This is a genomic window from Cupriavidus sp. FW305-46, assembly GCF_058787075.1.
On record NZ_JBYSZI010000034.1, the window covers coordinates 1 to 14,697 of the forward strand.

Genomic DNA, 14,697 nt, shown 5'->3' on the forward strand with positions numbered 1-14,697 from the left:
CCCCCCCCCCCCCCCCCCCCCGCCGCGCTCTCCGGAGGGGCGTTCAGTTGCTGCCGTTGGCTGGGGTGATGACGGTTGGCGCGAGGGGCGTGATGGGCGCTGGGGGCGCAGGCGGTGCGGGCGGATTTGCGGAAGCCGGGGAGGCAGGGGCGGCGTTAGGCGCTGGTTCGGCCTGAGGGGGTGGCGCAACCGGAGCGCTGCCCGCGCTCATGTCCTGCGGCACCGCAATCACCGTCTCCCCCCGGTCCAGCGCCAGGCTGGGCTCATCCGGGCCGGCATCCGCCGCGGCAGACGATGCCGCACCGGCCGGCGGTGCGGCATCAGCCTCCGGCGCGGGCAGCGCCGGCCGACGCGGTGCCGGGCGCGGCGCCGGAGTCTCGCTGGCCTTGTCGCGTGTGAACAGCTGGCTGAACCAGCCGCGCAGCTGCGTTCCCAGCGATGCGAACAGGCTGGTCTCTTCGTGCTCGGCAAAGCGCGCGCGGCCGTCGACGATGCGCGAGCGCAGCGCGCGCTGGTAGAAGTCGCCCACCATCGGCAGCGCGCTGTGCGCGCCCTGGCCCCAGTAGTCGCTGCGCAGCGTGACGCGGCTGTCGTTGAAGCCGACCCAGGCGCCCGCCACCAGCTCCGGATGCATCAGGATGAACCAGCCGTCGGCATTGTCCTGGGTGGTGCCGGTCTTGCCGGCCACGTCGGCGCGGATGCCGAAGCGCGAGCGGATGCTGGCGCCGGTGCCGCGGTCGATCACGTCGCGCATCACGTCGAGCAGGGTTTGCGTGGTGGCGGCGGGCAGCGCGTGCTCGGCGCGCGCCGGCCGGAACACCTGCAGCACATTGCCCTGGCGGTCTTCGATGCGCGTCACCATGGTGGGCGCGATATAGTCGCCGGCGTTGGCGATGGTGCCGTAGGCGGCCACCATCTCCTTGAGCGTGACCGGGCTGGTGCCCAGCGCCAGCGACGGCACCACGTCGAGCTGGCTGTCGCGCACGCCCATGTCGCGCGCCAGCCGCGCCACGCGCGTCGGCCCCACTTCGTGCATCAGCTGCGCGGTGATGGTGTTGCGCGAATAGACCAGGCCGTCGCGCAGCGTCATGGCGCGGCCGGTGGGGCGGCCTTCATCGGTGGGGCGCCAGACCTCGCCGCCGGCCAGTTCGATTTCCACCGGCTGGTCCACCAGCGTGTCGTCGGGGGTCTTGCCTTCTTCAAAGGCCGCGCCGTAGACAAAGGGCTTGAAGGTCGAGCCCGGCTGGCGGCGCGCCTGCTGCACGTGGTCGAACGCGTCCTGGGTGTAGTCGCGGCTGCCGACCCAGGCGCGGATCTCGCCGTTGCGCGGATCGATGGCCAGGAAGCCCGCCTGGATGCGCGTCTTCTGCTGGTGCAGCGCGCGCATGAAGGCATGGTCGGACATCAGATGGCGCAGCGCCTCTTCCGGCGCGGTGCCGGCGGCGATGGCGGCACGGTACTCTGGGGTCTCGCGCACGAAGGCCTGCACCAGCGGCAGGTTGGCGGCCCAGCCCGCGCGCGGCGCCCAGGCCGCGTTGGCGATGGCCTGCAGCCGGTTGCCCTGCTGCACCACGGCCTGCGTGGCCATGGCCTGCAGGCGGGCGTCGATGGTGGTATGCACCACCAGGCCGTCGGCGTAGATGTCGTAGCCATTGCGGTCGGCCCAGCCGATCAGCCACTTGCGCAGCTGTTGCGCGAAATGCGGCGCGGGGCCGGGCGGCTCGGTCTGGCGCTCGAAGTCGATGCGCAGCGGGCGCTTCTTCAGCTGCTCGTAGCGCGCCGCATCCAGCTTGCCGCGCTTGACCATCTGGCCCAGCACGATATTGCGCCGGTCGAGCGCGCGCTCGGGGTTGAGCACCGGGTTGTAGTAGCTGTTGCCCTTGAGCATGCCGATCAGCGTGGCGCTCTGCAGCACGTCGAGCGAGCGCGCCGGGCGGTCGAAGTAGGTGCGCGCCGCCATCTCGATGCCGAACGCGTTGTACAGGAACGGCACCGTGTTGAGATAGGTCTCGAGGATCTCGTCCTTGGTATAGAGCGCCTCGATCTTGAGCGCGGTGATGGCTTCCTTGAGCTTGCGCGTCAACGTGGGCGCGCGGCCGATTTCATCGGGATACAGGTTGCGCGCCAGCTGCTGGGTGATGGTGGACCCGCCCTGGCGGTCGCCGGAGAAGGTATGCACCGCGGCCGAGGCCAGCCGGCGCCAGTCCAGCCCATGGTGCTGGTAGAAGCGGTGGTCTTCGGTGGAGATCAGCGCAGCCACCACATTGGGTGAAATCTGCGACAGCGGCACCCAGTCGCGGTTGGCCCACTTGAACACCGCCAGTTCCTTGCCGTCGGCGGACAGCACCTGGGCCGGCTGCTCGGACTTGGCCTTGCGGATATCGCTGATGCCCGGCGTGAACGGGATCAGGACCAGCACATAGAGCAGGAGGGCCGCGGGGATGGCGGCCAGGCCCACCAGCACGCCGCGCCGCGTGGGGCGCAGCGACCCGGGCCGGGTCAGACCGGCGCGTGCAAGGCGCGCGGCCATGCCTGACAGGCGTTGCTGGAGGGGGGCAGGCAATGAAGCCTGCAGCGAGGCGAGCAGCGGGGCAAGCCGGGTCTTGATCTCAGCCAGCCTCATGAGGCGAAGCGGTCGAGGCACAGGCACATGGCGGCACGGAGCACTGGCATTACCGTCGTCGGAAAAGCATGCATCCTACCAAAACGTTCCCCTTGGTTACAGGGAAAACCCCCATTCGAGGGTTATCCGCCACTTGTTGCTGCGAAGCAAGGGTCACAAAGCTTTCATATTGCGCCACGACAATGCCGGAGCCGCACTTTGTGCGGACGATGCGCCGTTGCCGGGTTGCCCGGCGGACCGGGTTGGCCTTGCCGACCCGGCCTGGGTCCGGCGCGGTGTCGTGCCTCAAACAGAACACAGAGAAATCACAGTGAAGAAAGCTCTCCTTGCAATGACGGCAGCAGCGGCCGCGTCGGCCGTATCCGGGGTGGCGTCGGCCCAGTCCGCGTCGAACGTGACGCTCTACGGCATCGTCGATGCCGGCGTCGAAGTGATCAGCCACGTGCCGGGCAGCAACGGCGCCCAGGGTACGGCAACGCGCCTGAACTCCGGCAACCTGTCCGGCTCGCGCTGGGGCCTGCGCGGCACCGAAGACCTGGGCGGCGGCCTGAAGGGTATTTTCGTGCTGGAGAGCGGGTTCGACATCGATACCGGCACCTCGGGCCAGGGCAACCGCCTGTTCGGGCGCCAGGCCTACGTCGGCCTGCAGGGCGGCTGGGGCGCGGTCACGCTGGGCCGCCAGCAGAACGCGCTGTACGACCTGTTCGGCGCCTTCGACCCGATGGGCGTGGGCCCGCGCTACTCGCTGAACAGCGTTGACTCGGCCTTCAACGGCCGTGCCGACAATGCCATCAAGTACACCGGCAAGTTCGGCGGCCTGACCGCCACCGGCTTCTACAGCTTCGGCCGCGACAACAACGGCGAAGTCGCGGGCGAGCCCAAGGTCGCGCGCAACTTCGGCGGCGGCCTGTCGTACGCCGCGGGCGGCTTCTCGGTCGGCGCTGCCTACGACCAGTACCAGGGCGCCACCGTGGCGCTGCAGGACCGTGCCGCCAAGCGCGCCGCGGTGGGTACGGCCTATGCCTTCGGCGGCGCCAAGGTGTTTGCCGGCTATCGCTGGCTGAAGGACGACGGCGTGTCGAGCGCCAGCGCTGCTTCGACCCGCAGCAATGTGTACTGGGCTGGCGCGCAGTACCGCTTCACGCCTGCCTTCCAGCTGACCGGCGCGGCCTACTACAACGACACGCGCAATAGCGATGCCGATCCGTGGATGTTCGTGCTGTCGGCGGACTACTCGCTGTCCAAGCGTACGGATGTGTACCTGAATGTTGGGTACTCGAAGAACAAGTCGGGGTCGGCGCTGGGGCTGAATGGGGTTGGTACGGTAGTGGCTGGTGAGAACCAGACCGGTGCTACCGTTGGTCTGCGTCATCGCTTCTGAGCGTAACTGTCTGATGCCCGCCTGGCAGGTTGTGATGCCGGCATGGGTGGGCGATTAACTGTCATATCGACACCTGCGGATTGCATTGCGGGGTTCGTTGGGCCGGTTGGTTTGATCGGCCCTTTTTTCTCTGGTCCCCGCCCTTGGTTGCGGCGTGTTTCTATTGTTGCCATGCGGTCGGTTGTCGCCCTTGGCGGGCGTGGCTGTTTCGCCGGCGTAGCCGGCGAGTCACTTTTTGTCCGAGCGACAAAAAGTAACCAAAAAACGCGTCGCCTATGCGGCTGGCAATAAATTTCACGGTGTTGGTGGTGGTTGCCGTTCGGCGTGGGTGCCCGTTCGACCCTGCTACGCCATGTGAGTCAGTGGCAGCGCCTCCGTTAACCCACTATTGAACAATCCCCATGCAGGGCGTAGGCCGCCTGCTGCCAGCCGCATCGCGGGGACGCCTACGGCTGCTGCGCAGGCTCAAAATGCGTTGACGGTCATTGGGCGCTTGCGCGGTGCGCAGCCGAAGGCGTTGATGCGATATCGCTCGAGAGCGCGGGCCACCGCCCGACATGGGGATCGTTCAAAAGCCGGTTATCGCAGGCACTGGCACACACTCACATGGCGTAGCAGGGTCGAACCGCGACCACATCCAAACGGCAAGCACCGCCGCCCATATGACCGACGCCGCGTAATTGATTGCCAGCCGCATAGGCGACGCGTTTCTTGCCTACTTCTTGTCGCTTGGACAAGAAGTAGGTCGCCGGCTACGCCGGCGAAACAGCCCACGCCCGCCAAGAGCGACAAGCCGGTCGTATGGCGATGACTACCGATACCTTGCCGCCCCAATAAACTGCCCAAACCTCTCACACCAGATCACCACCGCCCCATACCGCGCCGGATCCACGCCAGCCGGCAACGCCACGGTGAAGTTGCCAAAGGTCTTCAGCTCACCAACCTGCAGCGACCGATCCTTGATCCGAAGGAAGGCCTCCTTGTTATCGACAAACTCCGGCGCCAGGTAGATCCGATAATCCGGCCCCGGCGCAACGCTGCCTTCAAAGGCAAGCGCCTGCGGCGAAACATGGAGCCGGCCGCTGACCCAGTGCAGCGCGTCGCTGCCCGCCAAGTCCTTGCGGAAGGTGCCGGTGTAGCGCGACTGTTGTGACACAGCCTGCACTTGCTCCGCACTGGCGCCAGCCTGTTCTGTCAGGATCGGCAAGACATAGATGCCCGCAGCAAAGCCCACGGCCAGCGCGGCAAGGTGGGTCAGCACAAGGATGGCGGGCTTGCGGAGCGGGTTGGCCGGCATGTTTTTCTCCCGAAGGCATGAGGATGCGGGTATGTCGTCGCCGTAGCCGGATCCTGACAGATCTGTGGTGCCTTAGCACATTCGCAACGGTTTCACCAATCCAACACACGGAAGTGGTTATGATTTGGTAGTCGCCTAGTCGAGAAGCTGCCTATGACCCTCCACGTCACGATCCGCACCATCCGTACCGGCACGCTGCAATCCGCCCGCTATCAGGCGCGGGTTTATCTCACCACCGATGCCGAAGCCCTGCCGTTGCTTGCAACGGACTGGAGCGAGCGCGAGGCCGATGCCTTCCGTACCGCGCAGTTCTGGGCGCAGCGCCACGCCTATGTGGTGTCTAATCCACGCGCCGGGACTTTCTACGGAGTTTCGTGCCGGCGCTGAAGCCGGCCCGCGGTTGGCGCGGTGCCCCCGCGTTGTGGCTGGCGGCCATCCTGGCCCTGGCCGGCTGCACCGCCGAAAACGTCGTCGGCGTCCTGTCGGGCGGCCGCGATGGCTTGTGGCGCAACGTGCAGCAGCGCTGCCTTGGCAGTACAGCGGCGGCTCATCCCGATTGCGCGCAAGTGGACCGGTCCCAGGGACTGGTGCTCTACAAGGACGCGATCGGCAAGTCGCATTACCTGGTGATCCCGGCACGGACGGTGACCGGCATCGACGACGCCAGAGCCTGGGACGGCGCAGGCGCCAACCCCTGGGCCTTCGGCTGGGCCGAGCGCGGCATCGTTGGCCGCTCGCTTGGCAAGGCCGTGCCCGACGACATGCTGGGCCTGGCGATCAATTCCCGCGCCTCGCGCAGCCAGGACCAGCTGCATATCCATCTCGATTGCATCAGCGCGGCCGCGCGCGCCGTGGCCAATGGCGCGGCCGGGCCGATCGGCACCGGCTGGACCACGCTGCGGATCGAGGACAAGCCGGTGCGCGCGATCTTTGTGCCGGCCAGCGCGCCGGTGCTGGCGGTCGACCCTTTCCAGCTTGTGCGTGACGGCACCAAGGGGGTCGCCGCCGCAGCGCCGCCGGACCGCGGCATCTTTGTCACCTATGTGCGGGAGCGGCAGGGCGGGGCAGGCTTTGTCGTGATCGACCAGCCCGTCGACAGCGCGGCCGGCAGCAACGGCCACGCCAGCGATTTCCTGGACCGGCGCTGCCGGCTGGCTGAAGGCCTGGCGAGCGCGGCGGGCTGATCGGCGGCCCGCCCGCCGGGCCTTACTGCGCACGGGCGCCCGAAGCCGCAGGCGTTGCAACGGGCTTCGCGGGCGTTCCGCCGGGCTTGGCGGGCGGAATGCCGGGCGTCGCCAGCGCGTCCAGCGTCTTGGCCGCCGCCAGGTGCTGCGGGATCATCAGCCCTTCACGCGCCGTTGCCACGGCGATCTGCGCGCCCTGGGCGCTGCCGCGGGCGACAAAGTCGCGTCCGTGGCGGTAGACCAGCCGCGTCAGCTCGGCCACTTCGGTATCGGACAGGTCCGGCCCGGTCACCAGGATCGCCGCCGTGGCGATGGTGCGCACCGGCGTGTGCAGGCCGGGATAGGTGCCCGGCGCGATGGTGGCGCGGAAATAGCCCGCCTTCTGCCCGACCATCGCGGTGATGACCCGTTCGTCCAGCGGCAGCAGCCGCAGCGGCATTTCGCCGAGCGCGTCGCGGATGCTGTCGGCCGGCACGCCGATCACCTGGATCACCGCGTCGACCTGGTTCTGGCGCAGTGCCACCAGCCCGGTGCCCAGCCCCACTTCCTCGGCCTTGAAGTCCTTGTCGGTCAGGCCATGCGCAGCCAGCACGCGCAGCGCGGTCACGCGCGAGGCTGAGCCGCGCTCGCCCACGGCGATGCGCTTGCCGCGCAGCTCTGACACCGAGCGGGCGGGATCGGCGTCGCGCACCAGCACGTGCACGGGCTCGGGGTAGAGGCTGCCGATGGCGCGCAGCGAGGCTTGCGGGCCGTCGGCGGCAAACACGCCCTTGCCCTCGTAGGCTTCCAGCGCCGCATCGCCCTGCGCCAGCGCCACCGAGACCTTGCCGGCGCGCAGCAGCCGCAGGTTCTCTTCTCCGCCGTGCGTGACCAGCGGCATCGCGCGCACGCGCGCCCCGTCCACCAGCGCCTTCGCAAAACGCAGGTACTGGCCGTGTTCGGCGCCGGCGGCAATGGCATAGCCCTCGTTGACCCGTGCCAGCCGCGCGCGGATGTTGGCGTGCGCGGTGGTCAGCTCCTGCTCGATCACGGCGCGCTGTGCCGGCGAGGCATCCTTCTGCACGGACTCGATCACCTTGCGCATCGCGTCCAGGATCGCCGCCGGGCCCCTTTGCGCATCGGTGGCGACGGTCGGGGCTTCAGCGGGGCGGTAGCCGGCCGGCAGCACGCCGACCCAGCGCTCGCCGTCGCGCCGGTACAGCGCCGTGCCATGCGCGCGGATGATGTCGCCGGCCTTGTTGCCGCCGCTGGTGATGCCGGTGATGCCGCGCGGGCCCGCGCCCAGCGCCGACACCAGCCCGGCCACGCCGGGCGAGTCCCAGGCGCCGAAGTCGTAGTCGCGCAGCAGTTTCAGTTCCGCATCGAAGTACACCACGCGGCGGGTTTCACCGGCCGGGGCCTTGGTGTCTGCCTGCGAGCCGCGCCGGTCCAGGCCGGCCAGTTCCACCGTGCCCGGCGGCAGCGCCTGCGCCAGCCGCTCGTTGATGCCGGCGCGGATGCCGTCGGCGGGCGGGCCGCCGCCGCAGCCTGCCAGCCAGGCGCTGGCCAGCAAGGCGATGAGGAGGGTGAAGAGGGCGCGGCGCATGTCAGCCTCCGATCAGCGGCAACGCCAGCAGCATGGTCAGCACGAAGGCGTTCATCAGGTCGACGAAGAACGCGCCTGCCAGCGGCGTGATCAAATAGCTGGTGGGTGCCGGCCCGTAGCGGGACGTGATGGCGCGCATATTGGCCATGGCGGTGGCGGTCGACCCCATGTTGAAGCCGATAAAGGCGGCCGAGGTGACCGCGGCCTCGTAGTCGCGCCCCATGAAGCGGAAGCACACCAGCACCACATACAGGATGATGAAGACCACCTGCATGGCGATGATCAGCAGGAAGGGTCCGGCGGACAGCGCCACTTCGGCCAGGTCCAGCGCCATCATGGTCATCACCAGGAACAGCGACAGGCAGATATTGGTGATCAGGTCGGTGGCGCGGTCGTCAAAGCGCACGCCGGCAAAGGGCAGCAGGTTGCGGATGGCGATGCCGAGCATCATGCACCACAGGAAACCGGGGATGGTGATGGCGCCGGTGGGCATCTGCGCGGCGATCCAGCGCCCGCCGATCACCGCGGCCAGGATGCCGGCGAGCGAGGCCAGCGCGCCCACGGTGGTGATGGGCGAAACCGCGGCGGCTTCTTCCTCGGTGTCGCCGGCCTCGCGCGCGGTCGAGCGCAGCTTGTAGCGCGAGATCAGGTACTGCGCCACCGGGCCGCCGATGATGCCGCCCACGATCAGGCCGATGGTGGCCACCGTCATCGACAGGTCCATCACCGCCTGCAGGTTGTTGACTTCGGCAAAGCGCTCGGCATAGGCGGCGCCGGTGCCGTGGCCGCCCACCAGCGTGATCGATCCGCTCACCAGCCCGAAGATGGGATGCAGGTCCAGCGTCCTGGCCATGGCCACGCCCACCACGTTCTGCACCAGGATATAGGGCAGCAGGATGATCAGGAAGATCACCAGTGCCTTGCCGCCGCGCTTGAGCATGCGCAGGTCGGCGCAGAGCCCGACGCCGCCGAAGAACATCAGCAGCAGCACCGGCTTCATGCCGGGATCGATCACCACGCGGAAGTTCGCTGCCGCCAGCGCCACCGAGGCGATGATCGCGAACAGCAGGCCGCCGGTGACAGGGTCGGGAATGTTGTAGCGCGACAGCACGCCGACGCTGCGGTTGACCAGCGTGCCGATCAGCAGCACCACGACGGCAGTCAGCAGCGAGCCCAGCAGGTCGAGGTTCATCGGGCGCGTCCTGGCGGAGAGGGTTGCGGGGGTACCTTGCCATCGGGCGCCGCTGGCCGTGCCGGGGGTGCACTGGCCGCCGGCAATGCCTGACGGGGAGCATGCATCACTACGGGTTGTAGACGCGCGGGTGGAATAAGGCAAGGAAAGGATGGGGGTGGGGCGCAGCGACTACCGGGCCGTGAATGCCGATGCCGTGCCCCCTCTCCCGCTTGCGGGAGAGGGGAGCAAACCCTCGCTCAGCGCGCCCGCAACGCGTCCACGATATTCATCCGCGCCGCCCGCACCGCCGGCAGGAATCCGCCCGCCAGCCCCATCACCATCGAGAACGCCAGCGTCTGCAGCGCGATGGCCGGGGTCAGGATGAAGCGGAACGAGAGGTCCGCGAAGGTCTGGAAGTTGGTGGTCGAGAACGACGCGAACTGCATCAGCGCGGCGCATGCGAGGCCCGCGATGCCGCCCACCAGCCCCAGCAGCGCGGCTTCGATCAGGAAGGCGGTCAGCACGTTGACGCGCTTGAAACCCAGCGCGCGCAGCGTGCCGATCTCCGCCACGCGGTTGGCCACCGAGGCGTACATGGTGATCATGGCGCCGATCATCGCCGCGACCGAAAAGATGGTGGACAGCGTGAAGCCCAGGATATTGATAAAGCTGGACAGCGCCTTGGACTGGTCGCTGTAGAAGGCCTGCTCGCGCTTGGCCTCGTCGGCCAGCCGCGGGTCGACGTCGATCTCGGCGCGAAAGCGGTCGAACAGCGCCGAATCCGCCAGACGCACCACCATCGACGAATACGCATTGCGCCGGAACGACTGCATCAGCTGGTCCACGTCGCCCCAGATCTCGGAGTCGAAGCCGCTGCCGCCGGCGTCGAAGTGGCCGGCCACGGTCCAGTCGCGCTGGGCAAAGCGCAGGTGCTCGCCGATCTGCACCCCGGCAAAGCCGCCGGCGATGCTGCTGCCGACGATGATCTCGGACGAGCCCGGCCGGAACATGCGTCCGGCCACCAGCCGCACCTGCGGGCGCAGGTCCATGCCCGGCGGCGAGATGCCGCGGATCACCACGTTGGACGGCTGCCCGGTGCTGGTCTTGGTGAGCGAGATCAGCACCACCGCCTCGCGCGAGGCCAGCGGCCGGCCCGCGCCGCTCATGGCCACGGCCGGGTGCATCTCCATGATGCTGGCCTGGTCGCGGTTGACCGAGCTCTGGATCTCGGTCTCGGCGCCCTTGCGGATCAGCACCACGTTGTTCTGCTCGCCGGTGGTGACCAGGGTCTTCTTCAGGCCGGCGTCCAGCATCAGCATGGTGGCAAAGACAAAGACCACCAGCGCCAGCCCGCCCGCGGTCAGCGCGGTGGTCAGGCGCCTGGCCCACAGGTTGCGCGCGATATAGGTCAGCGGGATCGCCACGTCAGTCTCCGCGCGCTAGCCGATGGCCCGCAGGCCCTCGACGATACGCACGCGCGCAGCCTGCACCGCCGGCACGATGCCGGCAAAAACGCCCACCGCCAGCGCGCAGGCCGCCTGCAGCTGCATGGTCTGGGGCGACACGGTGAAGACCGGGAACACGCCGCCCACGGCCTGCTTGAAGGCGCTTGCCACCGGCGGTGTCGCCAGCATGCCGAGCGCGCCGCCGGCCACGCAGATCGCCAGCGACTCGCCGAACACCAGCAGCGCCAGGAAGCCGGGGCCGAAGCCCAGCGCCTTGAGTGTGGCGTATTCCACGGTGCGCTCGCGTGCGCTCATCGCCATGGCGTTGGCCATCACCGCCATGATGATCACGATCACCACATAGGACACCACGCGGATCGCCGCGATGATCTGGTTGGACATGGCGACAAAGCCCAGCTGGAAGGCCTGCTCGGTCTCGGTCAGCGTCTCCGCCAGTGAATTGCGGAACACCGCATCGACATTGCGCGAGATCGCGGCGGTGTTGTCGGGGTTGTCCACGCCCAGCACAAAAACGCCGACCTGGTCGGCCTGGCGCGGGGTGCGCTTGCGCACGGTCTCGTTCAGGTATTCCCAGTGGAACACCATCTGGCGCGTGATGGTGCTCTCGTCGCGCCCTTCCATGATGCCGCGCACCACGAACTCCCAGGTGCCGGGGTAGATGGTGCCCTTGATCGGGACCACGTCGCCAAGCTTGAAGCCGAACTGGTCGGCCAGCTGGCGCCCGACCAGCGCGCCCTTGCGGTCGCGCTGGTAGTCGGCGCGCTGCTGGTCGGGCACGATGAATTCCGGATAGAGGTCGAGGTAGTTGTCGGATACCGCGAACTGCGCGAAGAAGTTCTTGGGATCGCGGTAGACGCCGCCGAACCAGTTGGAGCGCGCCACCGAGCTCACGCCGTCGACGCCCTTGATGCGGCTTTCGTAGCTCAGCGGCAGCGGAAACACCAGCGAGATCGCATTGCGCGTGACCAGGCGCGCGCTGGAAGCCGCCGATGCGCCCGCATACCAGGCGTCGATCACGGTCTGCAGCAGCCCGAACGCCAGTACCGCGATCACCAGACCGAACACCGTCAGCGCGGTGCGCAGCTTGTGGCGCAATGCGTTGCGGGTGATCAGCTTGAGTGCGTACATGACGACTTAGGCAATCTCGCCACGGATCAACTCTCCCTTCTCCAAGTGCACCAGCGACCCCGCCGCGGCCGCGGCGTGCGCATCGTGCGTGACCATGATGATGGTCTTGCCGGCATCGGCATTGAGCCGCTGCATCATCGCCAGGATCTCGGCGGCGGAGGTGCGGTCGAGGTCGCCGGTGGGCTCGTCGGCGACGATCAGGGCCGGGTCGGTGATCAGCGCGCGTGCAATCGCCACGCGCTGCTGCTGGCCGCCCGACAGCTCCGACGGGTAGTGGCGCATGCGGTCGGCCAGGTTGACCATGTCCAGCACCAGTTCCACGCGCGCACGACGCTCCGCACGCGGCAGGCTGGTCAGCATCAGCGGCAGCTCCACGTTCTCGAACGCGGTCAGCACCGGCATCAGGTTGTAGAACTGGAAGATAAAGCCGACATTGGCGGCGCGCCAGTCGGCCAGCTCGGCTTCCGGCAGCCGCGTGATGTCCAGCCCCGCCACGTGCAGCGTGCCGCTGTCGGGCCGGTCGATGCCGGCGATCAGGTTCAGCAGCGTGCTCTTGCCCGAGCCCGACGGTCCCATCAGCGCAACAAATTCGCCTGCGCCGATATCGAGCGAAATATCGGTCAGCACCGGCACGGTCTGCACGCCGCGCCGGTAGGACTTGGCGACGTGGCTGATCTGCACCAGCGGTGCTGCGCTCATGCTGTCCTCTCTACGGCTTGGCCACGGTGACGCGGTCGCCGTCGCCGAGATTGTCGGCCGGCGACAGCACCAGCACGTCGCCCGGCTTGACGCCCTGCACGGCTACCAGTTCGCCCAGCTTGTCGCCGGTCTTGACCTGCACCTCATGCGCACGGCCGTCCTTCACCACATAGGCCAGCTCCCGGCCCTGGCGCGTGACCACGGCGGCGGGCTGCACCGCCACCACCGGCTGGCGGTCCTGCGCCGAGGCGGCGCGCGACAGGAAGGCGATCTTGGCGCTCATGTCCGGCAGCACGCGCGCATCGCGGTCGACAAAGCGCACCTTGACCAGCACAGTGGCCTTGGAGCGGTCCACCGTCGGCACGATGCGCGACACCTGCCCCGCCAGCCGCAATCCCGGCAGCGCATCCAGCAGCAGCTCGCACGGCTGGTTGGCGCGGATCTTGCCGATATTGGATTCGGCGACATCGGCTTCCACCTCCAGCGTCTCCATGTCGGCGATGGTCACGATCGCGCCCTTGGTGTCGGCGGCGGCAGAGAAGGGCGTGATGTTGTCGCCCACGTTGGCATGCTTGACCAGCACCACGCCATCGAAGGGCGCGCGCACCACGGTCTGCTCCACCGCGACCTCGGCCGCGCGGGCATTGGCCTGGGCCGAGGCGATCGACGCGCGCGAACTGTTGACCGAGGCCCGCGCCTTGTCAAAGCGCGCCACGTCGGCGTCGTACTGGGTGCGCGAGATGGCGTTCGGCACGATCAGGATCTTCGAGCGGCGCAGGTTCACCTCGGCGTCCTTCAGCTCGGCCTGCTGCAGCGCCAGGTTGGCCTGCGCCACCTGGACCTGTGCCTGGGCCTGCGCGAACGAGGCGGCGACGTCCTTGCTCTCCAGCCGCGCGATGATCTCGTCCTTCTTCACGTGCGAGCCCTCCAGCACGCCCAGCCATTCCAGCCGGCCCTGCGCCTTGGACGCGACCGCCGCCTTGCGCTGCGGCACGACATAGCCGGTGGCATTGAGCACGGTGAAATTCTGCGTGGGATAGGCGGAGGTGACGGTGGCGGTCTGCACCGCCTGCGGCCCGGCCAGCTTCATGGCGATGCCGGCCAGGGCCAGCACGGCCAGCGCGATCACTGCGTAGCGCAGCCACCTGCGCCGGGGGCGGATGCCGGCGCCGGCCGCGGCGGCGCTCCGGTCGATTTTCAGCCTGGACAGGTCGTGGTCAGCCACTGCGCGCTTCCTCTCGCTGTGATGGGAGGGGCTCCCAGTATAGCGGCGAGTGAAAGGGTGTCCATTGCCCGCGAGCAAGGGTGAAAACCACCTGGGCGGCTAGTGACTGGTCTCCACCGCCAGCTTCAGCTTCGCCAGCGCGAAATCCCATTGCCGCCCGATCGCTTCCAGCGACCGGCGCGCGGCTTCGACCTGGCCGGGCTCGAGCTGCCACAGGCGCTCGCGGCCGGCGCGGCTGTCGCGCACCAGCCCGGCCTGCGCCAGCACCTGCAGGTGCTTGGTGACCGCCTGGCGCGTCATGGCGCTGCCCGCGGTCAGCTGCGCGATCGACATCGCGCCGCCCGCGCACAGCGCTGCCACCAGCCGCAGCCGGGTTTCGTCGCCAAGCGCGGCGAAGACGGTCGCAGCATCGCGCGCTTCGAGCGCGGGCGGGGTTTCAGGCTGCGCCGCTGACATGCTTGCGGATGTTTTCCATCTGCCCGTCCCAGCCGCCGCTGTTCATGCGGAAAGCTTCCATGCGGCGTTCGGGCGGGATCTGGTCGAAGCCGGATTCGACCACGGTCAGCAGCGTGCCGCCTTCGGCTTCCTTCAACTCGAACACCACCAGCGTGGGCGGTTCGGCCGAATAGTCGCGGCCGCGCTCCATTGGCGCCGGATGCCAGCGCCAGGACAGCAGCCTCGGTGGTTCCATGCGCTCGACCTCTACGTCGAACTTCAGGTATTCATAGCCGGGATAGGTGATGCTGCCCACGGCACGCTGGCCTGGGGCGAAGGTCACGCCGTCGAATTTCACGCCAAACCAGCTGCCGAAGGTGTCGGCGTCGGCCAGTGCGTGCCAGACGCGTTCGATGGGGGCGGCCAGCAGGATGCTGCGCTCGATGCGGTCGGTGGATGAAGCCATGTCCGGTCTCCTTGTTCAGGGATGAATAGGCAAC

13 protein-coding genes are annotated in these 14,697 nt (G+C 68.3%); 3 read left to right on the top strand and 10 right to left on the bottom strand.

Annotation, left to right across the window (positions count from 1 at the left end):
- Window positions 1–43: 43 nt before the first annotated feature.
- Window positions 44–2,623 carry a penicillin-binding protein 1A gene (locus AC3WON_RS17450; protein WP_492317212.1) on the bottom strand — a complete coding sequence of 860 codons (2,580 nt, stop codon included), beginning with the start codon at window positions 2,621–2,623 and terminating at the stop codon, window positions 44–46.
- Window positions 2,624–2,933: 310 nt separating this feature from the next.
- Between AC3WON_RS17450 and AC3WON_RS17455 the strand changes: the two genes are divergently transcribed.
- Window positions 2,934–4,004 carry a porin gene (locus AC3WON_RS17455; protein WP_492317213.1) on the top strand — a complete coding sequence of 357 codons (1,071 nt, stop codon included), beginning with the start codon at window positions 2,934–2,936 and terminating at the stop codon, window positions 4,002–4,004.
- An 811-nt stretch (window positions 4,005–4,815) separates the two neighbouring features.
- On the opposite strand, the gene AC3WON_RS17460 is transcribed toward AC3WON_RS17455, so the two are convergent.
- Window positions 4,816–5,301, bottom strand: a complete 486-nt coding sequence (locus AC3WON_RS17460; protein WP_492352362.1) for a DM13 domain-containing protein — start codon at window positions 5,299–5,301, stop codon at window positions 4,816–4,818.
- 153 nt (window positions 5,302–5,454) lie between these two features.
- On the opposite strand from AC3WON_RS17460, the gene AC3WON_RS17465 reads away from it, so the two are divergent.
- Window positions 5,455–5,688 carry a CDP-diacylglycerol pyrophosphatase gene (locus AC3WON_RS17465; RefSeq protein WP_436224843.1) on the top strand — a complete coding sequence of 78 codons (234 nt, stop codon included), beginning with the start codon at window positions 5,455–5,457 and terminating at the stop codon, window positions 5,686–5,688.
- Window positions 5,676–6,485 (top strand): CDP-diacylglycerol diphosphatase, encoded by an 810-nt coding sequence (locus tag AC3WON_RS17470; RefSeq protein WP_492317215.1) that lies wholly within the window; start codon window positions 5,676–5,678, stop codon window positions 6,483–6,485. The genes AC3WON_RS17465 and AC3WON_RS17470 overlap by 13 nt, the downstream gene beginning before the upstream one ends.
- A 22-nt stretch (window positions 6,486–6,507) precedes the next feature.
- On the opposite strand, the gene AC3WON_RS17475 is transcribed toward AC3WON_RS17470, so the two are convergent.
- The 8 genes from AC3WON_RS17475 to AC3WON_RS17510 all read right to left on the bottom strand — a co-directional run bounded on the left by AC3WON_RS17475 (window position 6,508) and on the right by AC3WON_RS17510 (window position 14,663).
- Window positions 6,508–8,070 carry a TAXI family TRAP transporter solute-binding subunit gene (locus tag AC3WON_RS17475; protein WP_492317216.1) on the bottom strand — a complete coding sequence of 521 codons (1,563 nt, stop codon included), beginning with the start codon at window positions 8,068–8,070 and terminating at the stop codon, window positions 6,508–6,510.
- A 1-nt stretch (window position 8,071) separates the two neighbouring features.
- Window positions 8,072–9,262: a sodium/glutamate symporter gene (gltS, locus tag AC3WON_RS17480; RefSeq protein ID WP_492340405.1), complete on the bottom strand. Its 1,191-nt coding sequence runs from the start codon at window positions 9,260–9,262 to the stop codon at window positions 8,072–8,074.
- 239 nt (window positions 9,263–9,501) lie between these two features.
- Window positions 9,502–10,668 carry an ABC transporter permease gene (locus AC3WON_RS17485; protein WP_492352363.1) on the bottom strand — a complete coding sequence of 389 codons (1,167 nt, stop codon included), beginning with the start codon at window positions 10,666–10,668 and terminating at the stop codon, window positions 9,502–9,504.
- A 15-nt stretch (window positions 10,669–10,683) separates the two neighbouring features.
- Window positions 10,684–11,838, bottom strand: coding sequence for an ABC transporter permease (locus tag AC3WON_RS17490; protein ID WP_492317219.1), 1,155 nt, complete (start codon window positions 11,836–11,838; stop codon window positions 10,684–10,686).
- A gap of 6 nt (window positions 11,839–11,844) precedes the next feature.
- Window positions 11,845–12,537, bottom strand: a complete 693-nt coding sequence (locus AC3WON_RS17495) for an ABC transporter ATP-binding protein (RefSeq protein WP_492317220.1) — start codon at window positions 12,535–12,537, stop codon at window positions 11,845–11,847.
- A 10-nt stretch (window positions 12,538–12,547) separates the two neighbouring features.
- On the bottom strand, window positions 12,548–13,762 hold the full coding sequence (locus AC3WON_RS17500) for an efflux RND transporter periplasmic adaptor subunit (protein ID WP_492317221.1): 1,215 nt from the start codon (window positions 13,760–13,762) through the stop codon (window positions 12,548–12,550).
- A 99-nt stretch (window positions 13,763–13,861) separates the two neighbouring features.
- Window positions 13,862–14,218 (bottom strand): ArsR/SmtB family transcription factor, encoded by a 357-nt coding sequence (locus AC3WON_RS17505; RefSeq protein WP_492317222.1) that lies wholly within the window; start codon window positions 14,216–14,218, stop codon window positions 13,862–13,864.
- Window positions 14,199–14,663, bottom strand: a complete 465-nt coding sequence (locus AC3WON_RS17510) for an SRPBCC family protein (RefSeq protein WP_011617667.1) — start codon at window positions 14,661–14,663, stop codon at window positions 14,199–14,201. Before AC3WON_RS17510 ends, AC3WON_RS17505 begins: the two co-directional genes overlap by 20 nt.
- Between the last annotated feature and the right edge of the window lie 34 nt (window positions 14,664–14,697).

Bases quoted from the DNA above. Each gene is read 5' to 3' on its own strand.
- AC3WON_RS17475 (WP_492317216.1), bottom strand. From the start codon at position 8,070: ATGCGCCGCGCCCTCTTCACCCTCCTCATCGCCTTGCTGGCCAGCGCC.
- AC3WON_RS17505 (WP_492317222.1), bottom strand. From the start codon at position 14,218: ATGTCAGCGGCGCAGCCTGAAACCCCGCCCGCGCTCGAAGCGCGCGAT.
- AC3WON_RS17495 (WP_492317220.1), bottom strand. From the start codon at position 12,537: ATGAGCGCAGCACCGCTGGTGCAGATCAGCCACGTCGCCAAGTCCTAC.
- AC3WON_RS17490 (WP_492317219.1), bottom strand. From the start codon at position 11,838: ATGTACGCACTCAAGCTGATCACCCGCAACGCATTGCGCCACAAGCTG.
- AC3WON_RS17450 (WP_492317212.1), bottom strand. From the start codon at position 2,623: ATGAGGCTGGCTGAGATCAAGACCCGGCTTGCCCCGCTGCTCGCCTCG.
- AC3WON_RS17460 (WP_492352362.1), bottom strand. From the start codon at position 5,301: ATGCCGGCCAACCCGCTCCGCAAGCCCGCCATCCTTGTGCTGACCCAC.
- AC3WON_RS17465 (WP_436224843.1), top strand. From the start codon at position 5,455: ATGACCCTCCACGTCACGATCCGCACCATCCGTACCGGCACGCTGCAA.
- gltS (WP_492340405.1), bottom strand. From the start codon at position 9,262: ATGAACCTCGACCTGCTGGGCTCGCTGCTGACTGCCGTCGTGGTGCTG.
- AC3WON_RS17510 (WP_011617667.1), bottom strand. From the start codon at position 14,663: ATGGCTTCATCCACCGACCGCATCGAGCGCAGCATCCTGCTGGCCGCC.